This window comes from Arenibacter echinorum, assembly GCF_003259375.1.
Lineage (GTDB): Bacteria > Bacteroidota > Bacteroidia > Flavobacteriales > Flavobacteriaceae > Arenibacter > Arenibacter echinorum.
The window spans coordinates 327,307-344,098 of the sequence record NZ_QLLN01000006.1; the positions used below are offsets into that span (position 1 = coordinate 327,307).

General features: G+C 38.8%; 14 protein-coding genes and 1 pseudogene. 11 read left to right on the forward strand and 4 right to left on the reverse strand.

Annotated elements, in window-relative coordinates:
- Positions 1 to 17: 17 nt before the first annotated feature.
- Both LV92_RS17020 and LV92_RS17025 read left to right on the forward strand, forming a co-directional pair.
- A complete protein-coding gene (locus LV92_RS17020; protein ID WP_111624794.1) occupies positions 18 to 1,940 on the forward strand; it encodes a DUF294 nucleotidyltransferase-like domain-containing protein in 1,923 nt (640 codons plus the stop codon).
- Positions 1,937 to 2,602 carry a 3'-5' exonuclease gene (locus LV92_RS17025; protein ID WP_111624795.1) on the forward strand — a complete coding sequence of 222 codons (666 nt, stop codon included), beginning with the start codon at positions 1,937 to 1,939 and terminating at the stop codon, positions 2,600 to 2,602. The genes LV92_RS17020 and LV92_RS17025 overlap by 4 nt, the downstream gene beginning before the upstream one ends.
- Here the strand turns inward: LV92_RS17025 and LV92_RS17030 are convergent, their stop codons facing one another.
- Both LV92_RS17030 and LV92_RS17035 read right to left on the reverse strand, forming a co-directional pair.
- On the reverse strand, positions 2,603 to 3,559 hold the full coding sequence (locus LV92_RS17030; RefSeq protein WP_111624796.1) for a phosphoribosylaminoimidazolesuccinocarboxamide synthase: 957 nt from the start codon (positions 3,557 to 3,559) through the stop codon (positions 2,603 to 2,605).
- Positions 3,560 to 3,569: 10 nt separating this feature from the next.
- Positions 3,570 to 4,523, reverse strand: a complete 954-nt coding sequence (locus LV92_RS17035) for a PhoH family protein (protein ID WP_111624797.1) — start codon at positions 4,521 to 4,523, stop codon at positions 3,570 to 3,572.
- A gap of 130 nt (positions 4,524 to 4,653) precedes the next feature.
- Between LV92_RS17035 and LV92_RS17040 the strand changes: the two genes are divergently transcribed.
- From LV92_RS17040 to dnaN, 5 genes are all read left to right on the forward strand, one after another.
- Entirely contained in the window at positions 4,654 to 5,484 is an 831-nt protein-coding gene (locus tag LV92_RS17040; protein WP_111624798.1) for an SAM hydrolase/SAM-dependent halogenase family protein, read from the forward strand.
- A gap of 13 nt (positions 5,485 to 5,497) precedes the next feature.
- Entirely contained in the window at positions 5,498 to 5,794 is a 297-nt protein-coding gene (locus tag LV92_RS17045) for a putative quinol monooxygenase (protein WP_031443401.1), read from the forward strand.
- Between the two features lie 6 nt (positions 5,795 to 5,800).
- The gene (gldF, locus tag LV92_RS17050) at positions 5,801 to 6,532 is read left to right on the forward strand and encodes a gliding motility-associated ABC transporter permease subunit GldF (protein ID WP_111624799.1); all 732 of its coding nucleotides are present in this window, start codon (positions 5,801 to 5,803) and stop codon (positions 6,530 to 6,532) included.
- Positions 6,532 to 8,196, forward strand: a complete 1,665-nt coding sequence (gene gldG / locus LV92_RS17055; protein ID WP_111624800.1) for a gliding motility-associated ABC transporter substrate-binding protein GldG — start codon at positions 6,532 to 6,534, stop codon at positions 8,194 to 8,196. The genes gldF and gldG overlap by 1 nt, the downstream gene beginning before the upstream one ends.
- Before the next feature lie 146 nt (positions 8,197 to 8,342).
- Positions 8,343 to 9,461, forward strand: coding sequence for a DNA polymerase III subunit beta (dnaN, locus tag LV92_RS17060; protein WP_111624856.1), 1,119 nt, complete (start codon positions 8,343 to 8,345; stop codon positions 9,459 to 9,461).
- Between the two features lie 112 nt (positions 9,462 to 9,573).
- On the opposite strand, the gene LV92_RS17065 is transcribed toward dnaN, so the two are convergent.
- Both LV92_RS17065 and LV92_RS17070 read right to left on the reverse strand, forming a co-directional pair.
- Entirely contained in the window at positions 9,574 to 9,912 is a 339-nt protein-coding gene (locus tag LV92_RS17065; protein WP_111624801.1) for a DUF4870 domain-containing protein, read from the reverse strand.
- Positions 9,913 to 10,041: 129 nt separating this feature from the next.
- Entirely contained in the window at positions 10,042 to 10,494 is a 453-nt protein-coding gene (locus tag LV92_RS17070) for a hypothetical protein (protein ID WP_146613554.1), read from the reverse strand.
- Positions 10,495 to 10,810: 316 nt separating this feature from the next.
- On the opposite strand from LV92_RS17070, the gene mnmE reads away from it, so the two are divergent.
- From mnmE to LV92_RS17090, 4 genes and pseudogenes are all read left to right on the forward strand, one after another.
- Positions 10,811 to 12,208, forward strand: a complete 1,398-nt coding sequence (mnmE, locus tag LV92_RS17075; RefSeq protein WP_111624803.1) for a tRNA uridine-5-carboxymethylaminomethyl(34) synthesis GTPase MnmE — start codon at positions 10,811 to 10,813, stop codon at positions 12,206 to 12,208.
- A gap of 349 nt (positions 12,209 to 12,557) precedes the next feature.
- A pseudogene (gene ypfJ / locus LV92_RS17080) lies at positions 12,558 to 13,457 on the forward strand (KPN_02809 family neutral zinc metallopeptidase).
- A gap of 56 nt (positions 13,458 to 13,513) precedes the next feature.
- Positions 13,514 to 13,891, forward strand: coding sequence for a PH domain-containing protein (locus tag LV92_RS17085; protein WP_111624804.1), 378 nt, complete (start codon positions 13,514 to 13,516; stop codon positions 13,889 to 13,891).
- 323 nt (positions 13,892 to 14,214) lie between these two features.
- Positions 14,215 to 16,470, forward strand: coding sequence for a carbohydrate binding family 9 domain-containing protein (locus tag LV92_RS17090; protein ID WP_245946420.1), 2,256 nt, complete (start codon positions 14,215 to 14,217; stop codon positions 16,468 to 16,470).
- Positions 16,471 to 16,792 lie beyond the last annotated feature (322 nt).

The following is a 16,792-nucleotide window of genomic DNA, read 5'->3' on the forward strand; positions in this document are numbered from 1 at the left end:
TCAACATATAATATTCCATGAAAAATACCATTTCGCATAGAGTAGCCGATTTTTTAAAAAATTTCCCACCCTTCAATGTCCTGGGCCAGACAGACCTTGAAACCCTTGCCCAAGAAATTACCATTGTCTATAAGGAAAAGGATAATGTTATTTTTGCCGAAAACGACGAACCTCACCCCTTCTTCTATGTGGTGAACAAGGGTGCTGTTGCCCTTAAAAAAGGATCTGATAAGAGTATCATGGACATGTGCGATGAAGGAGATATATTTGGACTTAGACCCTTAATGGCCCAGGAGAATTACAAAATGACTGCAAAAGCACATGAAGAAAGCATCCTATACGCCATTCCAATCGACATATTTAAACCCTACGCCCAAAAAAATATAGCGGTTGGAAATTTCTTAATAGAAAGTTTCGCCTCCAATACAAGAAATCCCTATTCAAAAAGTCATCGCGGTAAATTGTATGACGAAGTGACCCTTATAAATCCTGTGGCTCCCGATACCCATGTACTGGATTTACAATCTGTACAGTATTCCAAAAAATTGGTGACCTGTACCCCAAACACCTCGGCCAAAACAATAGCCATGAGAATGACCGAAAAAAAAGTTGGAGCCATGCTGGTAGTCAAGGACAAGATGCCAATCGGGATCATTACGGACAAAGATCTGCGGAACAATATTGTAACCGGCAAATATCCCATTACCACAAAAGCCAAGGAAATAATGGTTTCCCCGGTAATCACCTACAACAAACACTTGACCATAACCCAGGCACAAATGGCCATGATGAAAAGTAATATCAGCCATTTATGTATCACCAAGGACGGCACACCCAACTCCAAGGCAATTGGAATACTATCCAAACATGATGTTATGGTGGCCTTGGGAAACAACCCCGCAGTATTGATAAAAGCCATAAATAGGGCCAAGAAAATAAAATCGATAAAACAGATTAGAAAGAGTATTACACATCTTCTACAGGACTATTTGGATCAAAATATCCCCATTAAATTGACTACCAAAATAATATCTGAACTTAATGACGCCTGCGTTAAGCAAATTATTAAACTATCCTTGGAGGAAATGCCAACAAAGCCTCCCGTAAAATTTGCATGGCTGGCACTTGGTAGCCAGGGACGGAGTGAACAACTCCTTCAGACCGATCAGGACAACGCCGTGGTCTTTGAAAATGTCCCTGAGGAAAAGCTCATAGAAACAACCGACTATTTTTTGAAGTTGTCCAAACTAATCAACAAAGGTTTGTTTGATATTGGATACGATTATTGCCCTGCAGAAATGATGGCATCCAATCCTAATTGGTGCTTGAGCCTGGATGAATGGAAAAAAACCATTTCGCATTGGATTATAAATCCAGGGACAGATGAAGTGTTGCTTTCTTCCATATTTTTCGATTATAACATTACCTATGGGGATGTGAATTTGGTAAATGAATTATCTGAACACATTTTTGAAGCCACCAAAAAATATCCCATTTTCTATTTGCACCTAGCGAGCGGGGCCCTACAAAACCCTTCCCCAACGGGCTTTTTTAGACAACTATTGGTTGAGGAGGATGGGGAACATAAAGATTCTTTCGATCTAAAAAGACGGGCATTAATGCCTTTGACCGATGCGGCAAGAGTATTAATTTTATCGCATTCGGTCAAATCCATCAACAGTACCGCAGAGCGATTTGAAAAACTGGCGGAACTGGAACCCAACAACGAGGAAATCTTTATGGCCTGTTCCTATGCCACCAGGGCCCTTTTAAAGTTTAGGACCAAACAAGGGCTGCTCCACAATGATTCCGGGAGGTATATTGCCATAGACAAATTGACCAAGGAAGAAAGAATTAAACTAAAAAGAACTTTTAAGACCATAAAGGAAATACAGGAATTGGTAAGTATTAGATTCAAAGTTTCAAACTTGTTGCGATGATAGATTTCTTTAAAAAAAAAGTAACCAACTATCCCGATTATTGGCTGGAATACGAGAAAAATTTCACCAAAAAACCAATTGAGGACCTCAGTTTGGTAAGATTCGTGGTCTTGGATACGGAAACTACAGGTTTCGATTATTTAAATGACAGGATACTCTGTATTGGCGCCCTAAGTTTGATCGACAAAAATATTGCCCTGAACCAGAGCTTGGAACTTTTTTTAAAGCAGGAGCATTACAATGCGGAAACTGCAAAAATTCATGGTATCCTTAAAAATGGTGGGGCCTACTGCATAAGTGAAAGTGCCGCTATAGAGGAATTGTTGGGGTTTTTAAAGAATGCTGTAATTGTAGCACACCATGCCATTTTTGACATTACAATGATCAACAGGGCGCTGGAAAGAAACGGGCTTCCAAGGTTAAGGAATAAAGTACTGGACACTTCACATCTTTACAAAAAAACACTATTGAACTCCAATGTCTTCAAAAAGAAAGAGCACTATTCCTTGGATGAATTGGCCGAAAAGTTCGATATATCCAAGAAAGATAGGCATACCGCATTAGGCGATGCCTACATTACTGCCATCGCGTTCTTAAAAATTAGGAATCGATTGAAGGGCAAGGGACAACTAAAATTAAAAGACCTGTTGAAAATGGGATAACTATTTTAAAGATGACAGGTACCCCAAAACATTTTTCTCAATTCTGGACTGTATATCAGATATGTCGGCCTTGATAAATTTTTCTCCGGTAATATTTTCGTAAAGCTCAATGTAACGGTCCGAGACAGTTTGTATATAGTCATCGGTCATCTCAGGTACTACTTGTCCTTTTAGGCCTTGAAAGTTATTGCTTATCAACCATTGGCGCACGAATTCCTTGGACAATTGCTTTTGGGCCTCTCCCCTGTTTTGTCGTTCCCCGTAGCCTTGGGCATAAAAATAACGGGAAGAATCAGGGGTATGGATTTCATCGATAAGTACAATTTTTCCATCCTTGGTTTTCCCAAATTCATATTTGGTATCCACTAAGATCAATCCCCTTTTAGCGGCAATTTCCGTACCTCTTTGAAAGAGTGCCTTGGTATACTTTTCAAGAACCAAGTAATCTTCCTCGCTTACTATTTCCCTTTCCAAAATGCCTTCCCTGGAAATATCCTCATCATGGTCTCCCATTTCGGCCTTGGTTGCGGGGGTTATAATGGGAGCTGGAAACTTATCGTTTTCCGACATCCCATGGGGCATGGGAACACCACATAGCATTCGTTTCCCCAGCTTGTATTCCCTGGCCGCATGTCCGGATAGATACCCCCTAATCACCATTTCCACCTTAAAGGGCTCGCAGGCAAACCCTACAGCAACATTGGGATCTGGAGTGGCCATCAGCCAATTGGGAACTATATCAGCGGTATCCGCCATCATCTTGGTAGCAATCTGATTTAGTATTTGACCTTTATACGGAATTCCTTTGGGCATAACTACGTCAAAAGCGGAAAGCCTATCCGTAGCCACCATTACCAAAATATTGTTTTCAAGATGATATACCTCCCTTACCTTTCCTTTGTACAAATGTTGTTGTCCCGGAAAGTTAAAATTTGTATCAATTATTGTATTACTCATGCTGCAACTATCAATTGTTATGCTCAATTCCTTTATAGGCTTCGATAACCTTTTTAACCAATTTATGACGTATCACATCCTTATCGTCCAAATAAATAACTTCAATCCCCTCAATGTTCTGAAGAACCAATAAGGCCTCTTTTAATCCCGAAATCAGACGTCTTGGCAAATCAATTTGGCCAGGATCCCCATTGATTAAAAATTTAGCATTCTTTCCCATTCTTGTTAGGAACATTTTCATTTGTGCATGGGTAGTGTTCTGGGCCTCGTCCAATATTACAAAGGCATTGTCCAAAGTCCTACCGCGCATAAAAGCCATAGGGGCTATCTGTATGGTGCCGTTCTCAATATAATGGGCCAATTTTTCCGGAGCTATCATGTCCCGTAAGGCATCGTATAATGGTTGCATATAGGGATCCAGCTTTTCTTTTAGATCTCCTGGCAAAAAACCCAAATTCTCACCGGCCTCAACAGCGGGCCTCGTTAGTATTATCCGTTTTACCTGCTTCTCCTTTAAAGCTTTTACAGCCAAGGCCACTCCAGTATATGTTTTTCCAGTTCCTGCCGGTCCTACGGCAAATACCATATCATTGTTCCTAGCGGCATCCACCAATCTTCGCTGATTTACCGTTTGTGCCTTGATAAGCCTACCACTAACGCCATGGACCAGAACCTCACCACTGATTTCCGAGGACTCCAATACTTCCTGTCCATTGCTGGCCAGAAGTCGCTCAATGCTGTTTTCATCCAACTTATTATACTTGGCATAGTGAGCGGTGAGCAAGTCGAACCTTCTGTCGAATTCGTCCAATAGGTCTTCGTCTCCATAGACCTTAATTTTGTTTCCACGGGCCACAATCTTAAGCTTGGGAAAATGCTTTTTCAGTAAATCTATGTTTTCATTATTCTGTCCAAAAAATTCCCTTGGGCTAATGTCTGTAAGTTCTATTATAAGTTCGTTCAAAGAAGAGAGGTGTTATAAAGGATTAGATATGAAATATATATTTTGGTTCGCTGATTTTTTGTGTAATTTTGTTTAACAAACTTAAGTAAAAAAACAACTTACCAAACCAAAAACATATCAACAGTCCTATATGGCTATAATTACTTTAACTACTGATTTTGGACATAAAGACCATTTTGTAGGCGCCATAAAAGGGACAATTTACAAGGAATTGTCAGATGCAAAAATTGTTGATATTTCTCATTCCATTGCGCCTTTCAATATTCAGGAATGCGCCTATATCCTCAAAAATTCTTATAAAAATTTTCCTGATGGCAGTATCCATATCGTAGGTGTGGACTCAGAATTGACGCCAGAAAACCAACATATTGCGGTCTTGGTGGACAACCATTATTTTATAATGGCCAACAATGGGGTAATAGGGCTCATTATTTCTGAAATAGTGCCGGAAAAAGTGGTAGAAATTCAATTGCCCAATAGTATTGATAGTTCGTTTCCTGAAATGGATGTTTTTGTAAAAGCGGCAAGCCATATTGCTAGAGGTGGAAAATTGGAAGTAATAGGCAAGCCCTTTAAAGATCTTAAGGACCTTAGGGAGTTCAACCCAAGAATTTCCGATGACGGCAAGACGATATCCGGAAGTGTCATTTATATAGATAACTACGGCAATGTGGTAACCAACATTCAACAAAGTACCTTCAAATCCATAGGCAAGGGCAGACCTTTTGAACTACAAGCCCGTAATAAAAAAATAAAGGAGATCCACAAAAAATACAGTGACATCATAAATTACAGTTTGGACAAAAGTCAGCGTAAATCCCCAGGGGAATTACTGGCTCTATTCAACTCTTCAGGTTATGTAGAAATCGCGATTTACAAGAGCGACCTAAATACCGTGGGTGGGGCCTCTACCCTATTGGGTCTTGATTATAGGGATACTGTAATTATTAATTTTACTTAAATACAATGAACAAATGTTGGTAAGAATTGTAAAATTAACCTTCAAAAAGGAAAATATTGCTAGTTTTGAGGCCATCTTTGAAAACAATAAAAAGAAAATCCGACAGGCGGAGGGCTGCACCTTTTTAGAACTGTTGCAGAGCAAGGAAGATAATAATATATTTTTCACATACAGTTATTGGAATAGCGCTACCGATTTGGAAAACTATAAAAATTCGGAATTTTTCAAAAGCGTCTGGGGGAAGACCAAACAATTATTCGAGGACAAACCAGAAGCTTGGAGCCTAATAAAGAAGGAAACGATTAACTAAACATACATGATTGCCATATTTAAAAGAGAAATACAATCATTTTTTACCTCACCCATAGGTTATCTGGTCATAGGATTATTTTTAGTGCTCAACGGGTTATTTCTTTGGGTATTTAAGGGACCTTTTAATATTTTTGAATACGGCTTTGCCGATCTGGGCAATTTCTTTCTCCTTTCCCCTTGGGTCTTTCTTTTTCTTATCCCCGCCATTACTATGAAAAGTTTTTCGGAGGAAAAAAAACTAGGCACTTTGGAGCTTCTTTTTATAAAACCTATCTCCTTATGGGAAACGGTTATAGGAAAGTTTTTGGGTACCTTTTGTCTGGCCTTGATTGCGATATTGCCTACACTTCTATACGTGTATACCATTTCCCAATTGGGTGTCACCATAGGCAATTTGGATATGGGTATGGTGTTGGGATCTTATTTTGGACTTTTATTTTTAATTGCAAGTTATACCACTATTGGATTATTTGCCTCTACCCTATCCGAAAACCAAATAGTGGCCTTTATAATTGGTATGGTGCTGTGCTTTATTATGCTGTACGGTTTTGAAAGTCTGGCCACAATTTTGCCCAACGGTCCCATGATACTTTTTGTGGAACAAATTGGAATGAAGGCTCATTTTGAAAGTATAGCCAGGGGCGTATTGGATACAAGGGATATTATTTATTTCACAAGTCTTACCCTATTCTTTCTCTTCCTGACCGTTAATCAACTAAAAAACCAAAATAGATAATGAAGAAAGGTTTGTTATCTATTATTAAGGCTGTTGTACTATTGCTGGTCGTAAATATTCTGGCCAGTTTTTTCTACTCAAGAATAGATCTTACAGAAGACAATAGATATACCCTTTCCAAGGCGGCATTAAATTCTGTTGGGGACTTTAGATCCCCGGTAATAATCGATATTCTGTTAGATGGAAATCTTCCTCCCGAATTTATAAAATTGAAAGTGGAAACCAGGCAGCTATTAGAGGAATTTGCGTCGGAAAATAAGAATATAAAGTTCAATTTCGTAAATCCGCTTGAAGGTGCCTCTCAAATTGATGGCGTTATCACAGATTTACAGGCATTGGGCCTTACCCCCACCAACGTTACCGTTGAACAGAATGGAAAAGTCTCCCAAGAGATTATCTTTCCCTGGGCCATGATCAATTATAACAACAGCACGGTAAAAGTACCCTTGTTAAAAAATAAACTTGGTGCCACCACGGAAGAGCGGGTAAACAATTCCGTTCAACATTTGGAATATGCCTTTGCAGATGCCTTTACAAAGTTGAACATCAAGGAAAAGAAAAAAATTGCCATCATTAAGGGCAATGGAGAGTTGGGCGATATTTTCATGGCAGATTATCTGACCACCATAAAGGATTATTACAACATTGGCGCCATTACCTTGGACTCGGTGGCAACCAATCCAGAAAAGGTATTGGAACAACTAAAAAGCTTTGATCTTGCCATCATTGCAAAGCCTACAGAGGCCTTTACCGATGAAGAGAAATTTATTCTGGATCAATATATTACCGGGGGAGGCAAATCGCTTTGGCTCATAGATCAGGTAGCTATGGAACTGGATAGCCTCTTCAACGAAGAAGGTACCGCCATGGCTCTACCACGAAATCTTAACCTAAACGATTTCTTCTTTAAATATGGGATTCGATTAAATACTGATCTTGTCAACGACCTTTATTTTACCCAAATAGTTTTGGCGTCCGGAGAGGGAAACAGTTCCCAATACAACCCCGTTCCCTGGTATTACAACCCAATGGTCTTTTCCAAAAACGACCATCCCATAAACAACAATTTGGAAGCGGTAAGGTTCCAGTTCACAGGTAGTTTGGATACCCTGGCCAGTGATTACAACAAACAGATCCTACTCAGTAGCTCTCCACTATCCAAAACCGAGGGAGTCCCAAAACCAATTCAATTGGATATTATAAATACGCCACCGGATAAGGACTTATATAATGATGGAAATAAGATATTGGGGGTATTGGTCGAAGGTGCCTTCAAATCTACTTTCCTGAACCGTGTAAATCCGCTAAAGCTGGATAAAATAGTGGATCAAGGCCCTGAAAACAAAATGATAGTGCTTCCGGACGGTGATCTTATAAGAAACCAGGTCCGAAATGGCCGACCTTTGGAATTGGGTTATGATAAATGGACAAACAACTTTTTTGGCAACAAAGAATTTCTCATAAATTGCCTTAATTACCTCTTGGACGATACCGGACTTATAAACATTCGGAACAAGAAAGTAACTATCCCTTTCTTGGATGAGGAAAAAATTAATGACCAAAAAACCAAATGGCAGTTGATTAATATTGGCCTACCCCTGTGTTTGACCTTTATTTTTGGGTTCCTGATTCACACTATTCGAAAGAAAAAATATGGGGTATAAGTGTTGATAAGTTTGTTTCCTTAAAAAGGACATTTAAAATATCTTTGTTTTGACCGTGATTCAAGGAATATTACGGATTCAAACAGATATTCGAACACTGTTTTAGGTTGTACAATAATGTAGATTCCTTAAAAAAAAATAAACTAATGAAATTTATAGTATCTAGCACTTATTTACTAAAACAACTCCAAGTTTTAGGTGGGGTTATCAATAACAGCAATACCTTACCTATTCTAGACAATTTTCTCTTCGATTTAAATCAAAAAGAACTCACTGTTTCGGCTTCCGATCTTGAAACTACAATGAGCTCTGTATTGGAAGTAGATTCGGACAATGAGGGAACCATTGCGGTTCCAGCAAAACTGTTGTTGGAAATCTTAAAAACCTTTCCAGAACAGCCCTTGACTTTTGTTGTTGAGGATAACAATACAGTGGAAATCAGCTCTAACCACGGTAAATATGCCTTGGCATACGCGGACGGTGCAGAATTTCCAAAATCGGTTGAATTATCAAACCCATCTTCTACAACAGTACTAGGAGATATATTGGCAACAGCCATCAACAAAACAATTTTTGCTGCCGGAAATGATGATCTGAGACCTGTCATGAGCGGAGTCTTTTTTCAATTTTCCCCTGAAAGTTTAACCTTCGTCGCTACCGATGCCCATAAATTGGTAAAATATCAACGTACAGATGTTAAGGCTTCCAAAGTGGCCGAATTTATAATGCCCAAAAAACCGCTTAATTTATTAAAGGGGATTTTATCGGGCAGCGAAACGGAAGTGCTGATAGAGTACAATGAAAGCAATGCCAAATTCAGTTTTGAGAATACCATCCTGATCTGTAGATTGATCGATGGTAAATACCCGAATTACGAAGCGGTTATTCCTAAGGAAAATCCAAACAAACTATCCATAGCCCGAAACCAACTTTTAAGTTCGGTTAGAAGGGTTTCCATATTCTCCAATAAGACGACACACCAAATAAGATTAAAAATTGCAGGTGCGGAACTTAATATCTCTGCTGAGGATATAGATTACAGCAATAAGGCGGAGGAAAGGTTGACCTGTTCTTACCAGGGTGATGATATGCAGATAGGGTTTAACTCAAGGTTTCTGGTGGAAATGTTGAACAACCTTACGTCGGATGACGTGCAATTGGAAATGAGCCTTCCCAATAGGGCTGGAATCCTTACCCCAATTGACGGTTTGGACGAAGGCGAAAATGTGACCATGTTGGTAATGCCAGTCATGTTGAACAGTTAGAAATAAAAATTCAACTCAATTGTTGAATTCAAAATACACCCCACTCTTTCACTATAAAAAAAGCCGTATCTCATTTGAAATACGGCTTTTTTGTCCCAAACATGTTTACTAACTACACAAACTTTATGCTCAGGGGATAATGAGGTTTTTCACCGTTGGATACCTTAATGGCATTGACAATAGGAAAGACGAAACAGAGCACTGCTATCGCAATAATTCCTAATATCCCAATACCAAGAAGTAAAATCATCGGGATGCAAATTAGGATATATAGGAACATGCTGATCTGGAAGTTGATAATCGACTTTCCATTTTCATCCATATTCATGACGGTATCCCTTTGTGTTAGCCACAGGACCAAAGGAACTATAAATCCCCCAAATCCAGTTACTATATCCAGTAATTGACTTAAATGGGTCAACACGAGTAATTGTCTGTTTTCCGCCTTCATGATTTATCTTTCTTAATGCTCATAAATAGAAACCCCGAACCGAAATTTCTACTATTGCCAAGTTGTTATATAAATAGGACGAGCAAATCATGAATATGTTACATAGAAAGGCAGAATATCTGTCAGGACTTATTGTTTACTTTCCAGTTTTCTCAATTTTTCTTTATCCTTTTCTATGCCCTTGTTCAGTTTATCCATTTTCTGGTTCAGTTTCTCTATCGCCAATGGTGACAATTTGCCTTTTTTCTCATCCTTTATCATTTTCTCCTGAATCTTTGTAATTTTCTTTTCATCCTTGGCAATAGACCTTCTCTTGGAATCTATATCGGAGGAAAGTTTCTCTCGATTTTTAAGTTCCTTTTCAGCCTTCTTCTGAGCTTTTTCAGCCTTCTTGGCCTCCTTTTCCGCCTTTTCAATCCTTTTTTGGGCTTCTCTGGCCTCTTTCGCTTCCTGCCGAATTTTTTCCTGCATCATCTGTTCTGTATTTTCCACGGGAGTAACTGGAACCGGAGTTTCCTGTGCCAAGCTGATTTGGCAGAATAAAACCACTGCCAATAGGGTAATAATTTTAATCATTTTCATAAAGTAGTATTAAGTTGAATGTCCCGATACACCTAGATTCCAAGGCTTAAATGGAATCTTTTATGTTGTATTGGATCATTATCAAAATTACGCAATATATCCTGCAATAATTATGACTAAAATCATTGTGTTAAACTTTGCAACTCCCAAATGAAAGTTCCAAATCATTATTGTAACAGTGATTTTCAATCGTTTTACAAAGTGTTAAAGGTTAACGTACATCGTTTCAAATAATTAGATTATTGTATTTGTCAATTGAATGGTGAAACCGTTTTGAAAATTTTATATCGTATTTTTACGGTCAATTATAATTCTAATGATTACCAACGACAACATCATTGCCTTAGCTACGCCCTCAGGGGCCGGTGCCATAGCTGTAATCCGTATTTCCGGTAAGGACGCCATAGCCTTGGCGAATCCTTTCTTTACATCGATCAGAGGTAAGGATTTACGGAAACAAAAGAGCCATACCATACATTTGGGGCATATTACGGAGAACGACAAGGTATTGGATGAAGTTTTGGTATCCCTTTTTAAAGGACCCCATTCCTATACAGGTGAAGATGTTGTTGAGATATCCTGTCATGGTTCGCCCTATATTCAACAACAGATAATTCAGTTGTTTTTGCGCAATGGTTGCCGCATGGCAAATGCAGGGGAATTTACCCTACGAGCCTTTTTAAATGGTAAAATGGACTTGAGTCAGGCCGAAGCCGTGGCAGATCTTATAGCTTCCGATAACGAGGCAAGCCACCAAATAGCCATACAGCAAATGCGTGGCGGGTTCAGTAACGAGATCAAAAAATTGAGGGACCAATTATTAAACTTTGCCTCGTTAATGGAATTGGAGCTCGACTTTGCAGAGGAGGACGTAGAGTTTGCAGATAGAACCCAGTTTAAAAAACTTTTGACCAAAATACAGCGTATTTTAAAACGTCTGATCGATTCCTTTGCTGTAGGCAATGTAATCAAGAACGGGATTCCCATCGCCATTGTTGGCGAGCCCAATGTTGGCAAATCCACCCTGCTGAATGCCCTTTTAAATGAGGAGCGGGCCATTGTAAGTGATATTGCCGGTACCACCAGGGATACCATAGAGGACGAGATTGTCATAGGCGGCATAGGATTTCGGTTTATTGACACCGCCGGAATTAGGGACACCAAAGATGTGGTGGAAAGTATAGGGATAAAAAAGACTTTTGAGAAAATAGAACAGGCCCAGGTGGTGGTGCTATTGGTAGATGCTTGGCAAATGGCTACCCATGCAGATAAGTTAAAGAACAGCATAAAGGAACTGGAAAAAATAAGGACTAAATACCCCCAAAAACCTTTGTTGGTAATTGCCAACAAGGTGGACAGGTTGGATAAGGAACAAATTAAGAATCTACAATCCAAAATTTCAGGACTGCACTTGCTGTCTGCCAAATCTGGACAAGGTGTTGAAACGTTGAAGTCGCGCTTATTGGATTTTGTCAATACGGGAGCCCTGCGGAATAGTGAAACCATTGTAACCAATACGAGGCATTACAGTTCCCTTTTAAAGGCCTTGGAAGAAATAGAAAAAGTACAATTTGGTATGGAGGAGGACACTCCCAGTGACTTGCTGGCCATAGATGTTAAGGAAGCCCTTTACCATTTAGGAGAAATTACCGGGCAAGTGACCAATGATGAGCTGTTGGGGAATATATTTGCCAACTTTTGTATCGGAAAGTAACATTACAAAATATCATAAATTAAAACACAATAAAACCCAGTAAATACTGGGTTTATTAATTCCAACTTTTTCGATACTTTCCTTTTTTTAGTCATTTTTTGCAATATTTTGTACCTCTAACCATTATAATCTAATTATTTAGAACAGGGAAATTTTCGACCCTCATATGTACCTAATATTTAACACTAACCCTATTTTTATTAATGAGTTAGTTATATTATCATTTGAGTATCTATAAATTGACTTATTTTGTAACTTTATTTCGCTGCGATTTTCGAACGATTTGATTTTCAAAACATTTCACATTGGAGAGGCAGCAATTTAGAGATTTCTGGTAATAATTTTCAATATGAAATGGAAAGGTAGGCGTCAAAGTTCAAATGTAGAAGACAAAAGAGGTGGATCTGGTTCAAGCAGAGGAATAGGTGGATTTAATCCTATGTTACTAGGGCCATTAATTAAACTTCTTTTTTCAAAAACTGGTTTAATTATAGTTGCAGTATTATTGGTATTTTCTTTTATTACCGGTAATAATCCTATAAGTTTCCTTGGTAATATATTTCTAGGGGGCAACAGTCAGCCGGCCTCTACAGAATCCTATCAAGGCACGGCAGAGGAAAATATACAGGCGGAATTCAGCGCTACTATTTTGGCCAGCACTGAAGATGTGTGGAATACTATTTTAGATAACTATCAAGAACCGACCTTAGTGCTTTTTTCAGGTTACGTTACATCTGCCTGCGGTTCTGCGTCAAGTGCTACTGGTCCTTTTTATTGCCCTGGTGATCAAAAATTATATCTGGATCTTAGTTTTTTTGAGGATATGGAACGCCAAATGAATGCTCCAGGTGACTTTGCACAAGCCTATGTCATAGCCCATGAGGTAGGTCATAATGTTCAAAAACTAATGGGTACAATGGACAAGGTAAATCGCCTGAAGGGACAATTAAGTGAGACTGAATTCAATAAGGTTTCGGTGCGATTGGAGTTACAAGCAGATTTTTTAGCAGGTGTTTGGGCAAACCGTTCCCAACGCATGACACAAATGATGTAGGAAGGGGATCTAGAGGAGGCCCTTAATGCCGCCAATGCCATCGGCGATGATAGGTTACAGCGTCAATCAACTGGAAAGGTAGTACCTGACTCATTTACGCACGGTACATCGGAACAGCGAATTAGATGGTTTAAAAAGGGGTTTGAAACAGGGGATATTTCTCAAGGAGACACATTTAATGCCAAGTTTCTTTGATTATAGTAGTGTAATTTATTAGGGAACTCAATAAATCTAGATTTGGAGAATAGTATATGGGTCTATTAAATAAAATATTAGGAAACGCGAGTGAGGTATCGTCAGAAAAACTTAATCAGAAGTATGCTAGATTACTTATCGATGATGAACAAATCGAACTCGGATTTACCTTGTTCAGGGATGTATTTATGTTCACTAATAAAAGGTTAATTTTAGTGGATATTCAAGGCCTTACGGGAAGCAAAATAGAGTACAAATCTTTGCCATATAAAAACATCTCCCGCTTCTCCCTGGAAACATCAGGAACCTTTGATTTGGACGCAGAGCTAAAGATTTGGATTTCCGGTGAGGACACACCCAGTGTAAGTAAGAAATTCAATAAAAGCATAGACGTATACGAAGTCCAAAAATATTTAGCCAAAAAGGTAATGTAACCTTTTGCTTTACAAGTTTAAATACAATATCTGGTAAGTGGTTTATCATCGATGATTTTAATCTGCCCTTGATTAGAACTGTTTTTTCTAGAATCTTCATTAAAGTGACCTCCTCCCCCTGATAATGGCCGTGACCTGATTTTTTACTAACTTATGCAATAGTCACACAAGTTGGGAATGATTAAACTAAGGCACTATGTACTTTTAGGAGATATACCCACAAAGGCACAATCATTATGATTCTTTCGGACATAAAGGGAAAATGGATTCATAATGAAAATAAGGAAGGACATTATAGATAAAATAAATGTGATACAAAACACATGAATTTCCAGAATCACTTTACGAAAATTATGATAAATGCCATTTATCAGATACCCATATACCTTATACCTGTTCTAGGATTTGGTCAGGACATGGATAATGAAAATGATGTAAAGGAAATAAATGGGTATTCACTTAATGGCATAGAGCTTCGTATGGACGGGATTGTGGATGAAGAATTTTGGACTACTATTCCGGGCAATGGCAATTTCTTAATGCAAGAACCAAAAGAAGGGGCTGAACCAACAGAGCAAACTGAAGTACGAATTGCCTTCGATAGCCAAAATATCTATATCGCAGTGGTTTGTTATGATAGTAGTCCGTCAGATATAAAGACTTTTCAAAAGAAAAGGGACGCACCCCTAGAGACAGATGATCGTTTTAGATGGATTTTTGATACATTTATGGACAAGCGAAGTGCCTATTTTTTCGAAATAAATCCCTTGGGATTACGGGGGGATGGTCTCATTTCTTCTGGCCAGGGTCAAACGTTGAACAAAGATTGGGATGGTATTTGGAATGCATGGACCTATATAGGCGATTTTGGTTGGTCTGCCGAAATCAAAATCCCCTTTCGCAGCATAAACTTTGATCCTAAAAGCGATATTTGGGGAATTAATTTTCAAAGGACCATACGCCGTAAAAACGAAGAACAATTATGGACAGGCCATCGCCGAAATCAGGGATTGTTACGACCGCAGAATGCCGGTATTCTTACGGGGCTTGTTGGACATTCGCAGGGATTAGGCTTAGAAATTGTCCCTTATGGCATTACCCAGTACAGCAAAGAATATAATGAGGGGAAGGACGGGTACAGCAGTACTTCTTCTGCCGACCTTGGATTTGATATTAATTACAATATTACATCCCAGTTGAAAGCTTCTATTACCTACAATACTGATTTTGCCCAGACCGAGGTGGACAATCGACAAATAAATCTTACTCGTTTTCCTTTGCGTTTCCCAGAGAAAAGAGATTTTTTCCTAGAGGGGTCCTCAATTTTGCAATTTGCACCTTCAAGTAATGTAGACCCTTATTTTAGTCGCAGAATCGGACTGGTGAAAGGGTTACCTATCCCTATTAAGTATGGAGGTCGTCTTATAGGAAATATAGGTAAGAGCAACATTGCACTATTACACGTACGTACAGGAAGAGAAGGAGAGCTGAATCCAGAAAATTTTTCAGTGGCCAGATATACAAGAAATTTCTGGAAGGAGAGTTCTATCGGCCTAATATACACCCATAGAAGCACTGAAGACGATATTTTATTTGGTAACCCAATTCAAGATAGAAAAACATGGGGTACCGATCTAAACTTAAGTACTTCAGAATTTCTAGGAGATAATACACTACAGTTCTCAGCTTTTTTTGTTGCGCACAACCCCGCTTCACCCTTTGATAATTCTACCTCCATATCCGATAGATCAGTCCGCGGGTTTCGTTTTAATTTTCCCAACCAACCCTGGTCTGCTTGGGTTTCGTACAGGGAATTTGGAGATGAGTATGATCCAGCGATCGGGTTTAACCAACGTAACGGTTTTAAAAGGTTGCAACCGGCAATTAACTATGCTCCTCTATTTGAAAAGAGCTCCTTTATAAGAGAAATAGAATGGGGCATTTACTATGAATATCTCACTTCATTGGAAAATAAACTTCTTACCGAAAATCTCCGGTTTAACTTGGGAACCATCCGTTTTGAATCTGGTGATAATTTAGGTGTTGAAGTCTCTAGGAACTTTGAATTTCTTAATGAAGAATTTGATATACTTGGGGACAGTACAGTTATTGTAGCTCCAGGGGAATATGTGAATTGGGGTTACGAAATACAAGCATCTTCTGCCTCCTTTCGTAAGGTATCTGGATCAATTGGTTATGAAGCTGGAGGATTTTGGACCGGAAATATTACAAGTCTGGTTATGGGTCTAACCATTCGCCCAGCACTTGGTATTAATCTAAGCAGTGGGTACACGCATACCCAAGTAAGTGCTGAAAACAGTGGATTTAGTACCAATTTATTCCAGATAGATCTTGGCCTTGATTTTACTCCCGATATTTCACTTTCGTCTAACATCCAATTTGATGATATAAGCGATGTTCTGGGGACCAACACCCGTTTTAGATGGATAATTACCCCTGGTACCGACATTTTTTTTGTGTATAACCACAATTGGCTAAACGACCCAATATTGAACAGAAGACTTTTTACAACACAACAGGGAGCAGCGATGAAGGCAGTTTACACCTATCGTTTTTAGGTAGGTAATAGTCATAAAGACCGCGGGGAATCAAATAACCAAGACTTTCTTATTCTCAGGTAAAAACTTGGAAAAAATACAAAATGCTATTGTTATTATTTTTGGTTCTGAAACTAATGGTGGGGTTTAAAGACAATCCAATCGCAATTGCATTTTTATTACCAATTGCCAATTTCCTTATACTTTCGGCATTTCTTTTTATCTCGATTTACACCTAAATGGAGTTTAATGATCTGTATACAATTTTCCATTGGTCATTCTTTGGCTATCCTAGGGTTAATATTATAATTTAGACATGGTTAGCCTGTGGTTGACCTATGGT

Coding starts and splice junctions, on each gene's coding strand:
- LV92_RS17090 (WP_245946420.1), top strand. CDS start 14,215: ATGAATTTCCAGAATCACTTTACGAAAATTATGATAAATGCCATTTAT.
- LV92_RS17025 (WP_111624795.1), top strand. CDS start 1,937: ATGATAGATTTCTTTAAAAAAAAAGTAACCAACTATCCCGATTATTGG.
- dnaN (WP_111624856.1), top strand. CDS start 8,343: ATGAAATTTATAGTATCTAGCACTTATTTACTAAAACAACTCCAAGTT.
- LV92_RS17045 (WP_031443401.1), top strand. CDS start 5,498: ATGTTGGTAAGAATTGTAAAATTAACCTTCAAAAAGGAAAATATTGCT.
- LV92_RS17065 (WP_111624801.1), bottom strand. CDS start 9,912: ATGAAGGCGGAAAACAGACAATTACTCGTGTTGACCCATTTAAGTCAA.
- LV92_RS17040 (WP_111624798.1), top strand. CDS start 4,654: ATGGCTATAATTACTTTAACTACTGATTTTGGACATAAAGACCATTTT.
- LV92_RS17030 (WP_111624796.1), bottom strand. CDS start 3,559: ATGAGTAATACAATAATTGATACAAATTTTAACTTTCCGGGACAACAA.
- gldG (WP_111624800.1), top strand. CDS start 6,532: ATGAAGAAAGGTTTGTTATCTATTATTAAGGCTGTTGTACTATTGCTG.
- gldF (WP_111624799.1), top strand. CDS start 5,801: ATGATTGCCATATTTAAAAGAGAAATACAATCATTTTTTACCTCACCC.
- LV92_RS17070 (WP_146613554.1), bottom strand. CDS start 10,494: ATGAAAATGATTAAAATTATTACCCTATTGGCAGTGGTTTTATTCTGC.
- mnmE (WP_111624803.1), top strand. CDS start 10,811: ATGATTACCAACGACAACATCATTGCCTTAGCTACGCCCTCAGGGGCC.
- LV92_RS17085 (WP_111624804.1), top strand. CDS start 13,514: ATGGGTCTATTAAATAAAATATTAGGAAACGCGAGTGAGGTATCGTCA.
- LV92_RS17020 (WP_111624794.1), top strand. CDS start 18: ATGAAAAATACCATTTCGCATAGAGTAGCCGATTTTTTAAAAAATTTC.